1 protein-coding gene is annotated in these 2,330 nt (G+C 41.8%); it reads right to left on the minus strand.

Going from position 1 to position 2,330, the window contains the following annotated elements; all coding sequences use genetic code 11:
- Positions 1-1,030: 1,030 nt before the first annotated feature.
- The gene (locus DFP97_RS30280; RefSeq protein WP_114384363.1) at positions 1,031-1,441 is read right to left on the minus strand and encodes a VOC family protein; all 411 of its coding nucleotides are present in this window, start codon (positions 1,439-1,441) and stop codon (positions 1,031-1,033) included.
- Positions 1,442-2,330: the final 889 nt, after the last annotated feature.

Here is a 2,330-nt window from a genome sequence, read left to right on the forward strand (position 1 = left end):
CTGAGTACCGCTTGGGTGTGAAGTACCAAATGGAGAATATGCTTATAACTATTGTAACAATCGTAAGTAAGACAGCAATTTTTCGCTTCATCTCACACCTCTTTTATTTTTTCAAACCGTTTCTTTAATAAACGCAAACACACTCACTAAGTTGCACTATCCTGCCAGTTAGCGTGGAAAAGGCAGCCGTTCGTTCGGACCGGCTGCCTCAGTGTCTTTAGTCGAGTAGAATGCAGGCCTACCATTTTGTAGGTTTGACCTGCAAGCCCTCACAGATCCGTACGTGCCCAATAAAGGCATACGGCTCTTCAAATCATCTTACTGAACAAAGGCCTTAGCCTTTCGTTTCCCATAAATATTCACATAAATGCGGGTTTCGCAATTTCAGCTATTCTTGCTAATTTTGTTTCCATGTTTGTACCTACCCCTGTGTGTAGTTCATGTGTCCTTAGCCAGAGTGATAATTTGTAACCCCCTTCCAGTCGCCCTTTGGGCAACTGTACTATGAAGTTATCCGACTTCCTATCGTGCCATTTGAACATCCTACCTTTCCGGGTTGTTTGTTCATACTGCGGTTCCTTTCCTAGCAAGTACTCGTCTACCGCAGAACCGATAGGATCTCTCAAGATCCCATGCCATCATTGTCTAGCATGCCCTGCTCTCTGACCCCGGGAAAGGGATAAGCAACTCGCCTGTTGCGCTGCTTATCCTGTAGTCTTCCGAGAGCTCAAAATCCGTCGACCTTTCCATTTTTGTACGTCTTTCGAGGCTCAATCACACGGCCTACTATCTGACTGTCTACGCTTAAACCGTAAGGTTACCCTTAAAGCTCCAAGACTCGCTATTGGTGACTTGGCTAGAGTCTTCCCAAGCAGGGTTTCCACCTGCTAAATGACATGACTTAACTTGACGCACTTATGCTATCGTACCCGTTTACTTTAATAGAGCAAATGGAGCCGCGTAATGCAGCTCCATTCTAACGTATCCTGTTAGTTTAAGATAAGAAAGAACCTTCGGGATATTTACGTATTTATTGTGGCGGTTGAAAAACGTCAAACATATTTCCAAAAGGATCGTAAAACGTAAAGAAGCTTCCATGTCCTTCAACAACGATAGGACTTACTTTCGTATCAAGTTGTGATAGAAATTTATGAAATCCTTGAATGTCCTTAACACGAAATCCGATTGTGTAATGATCTTGACCATTTACCTTGAATGTGGCTGCAGTATTATCATTTGTCTTGACTAAAAATAAACTAGGACCCATAGAAAAATCTACAAAAGCAAGCTCATCGTTAAGTAGTCCTAGTTTTGCACCCAGTTTTCCACAATACCAATCAACCGCCTTTTCCAAATCGAAAACAGGGATCTCTGTGTATTGAATGCCTTCAATGTATACGTTATTAGCAGTCTGCAGATGTTGATTGTTCATACTCTGCATAGTTAGAGCCTCCTTTCATTCAAAGTTTTCACCATCTTATTCCACAAACAATTACATTATCCTGCCCGTTAGTTGAGTGAAAAAATGGAGCATCTGCACCGCGGCAGCTTGCTCCACTATCGTACCCGTTAGCTCAATGACATACCCTCGTGTGGCGGTCTGCTCATGCGGTCCTGCTTCTCCTTTATCGGAATCGTTATAATGCTCTTATTTGGGCCACCTCACGAAACGGAAAAATCGTACGCTAAGTAATTCGTTACATTAGATAACCCTTTGCATACGCTATCTAGGGGCTACAAAGAACGGGAACAGTCAAAGGAATAGCGTTAGTGGGGTAGTTGGTGCTAGTCGGCCTGCTACCCCCCTTTTTTTTGGCAAGAAGATATTTAACTATGTAAACTATGTCAGGCTTCAGTATAAATCTTATTATTGACGGCAAGTTAGTCCAGGGACATAGTTTCACGGGCTACCGCCCCCCACCACTTGTATAGATCCTATGTATTCTGTAGTCTTTATGTCAGGTAGGTAGGTTTAGGTATTTAATGATCTTAATATAAGGTACCGCTCGGTCAGACACTTATATATTCGTAATTGGTACTCATTTTGTCATACGTTAGGAGAAAAAAATTGCAAAAATATTGAACCGTGGCATAGATAACGTCGCGTGAACATGTTCGTGAGCAATTCCGTTACTTAACCACTAACCATGAACAATACCTACTCCGGTACTATAAAAAATTGGTACTTTTTGGATTAAAATATTCAATCCATAATGATGAAGGGTTGCAACCACAAAAATCAATTATTTGGAGGGTTTTATGATGAAAACATGGAAAGGTTTATTGTTAACATTTATGCTTGCCGCTTTTACCCTGCTCGCTGCTGTTCC

The organism is Paenibacillus prosopidis, assembly GCF_003337375.1.
Classification (GTDB): Bacteria; Bacillota; Bacilli; order Paenibacillales; family Paenibacillaceae; genus Pristimantibacillus; species Pristimantibacillus prosopidis.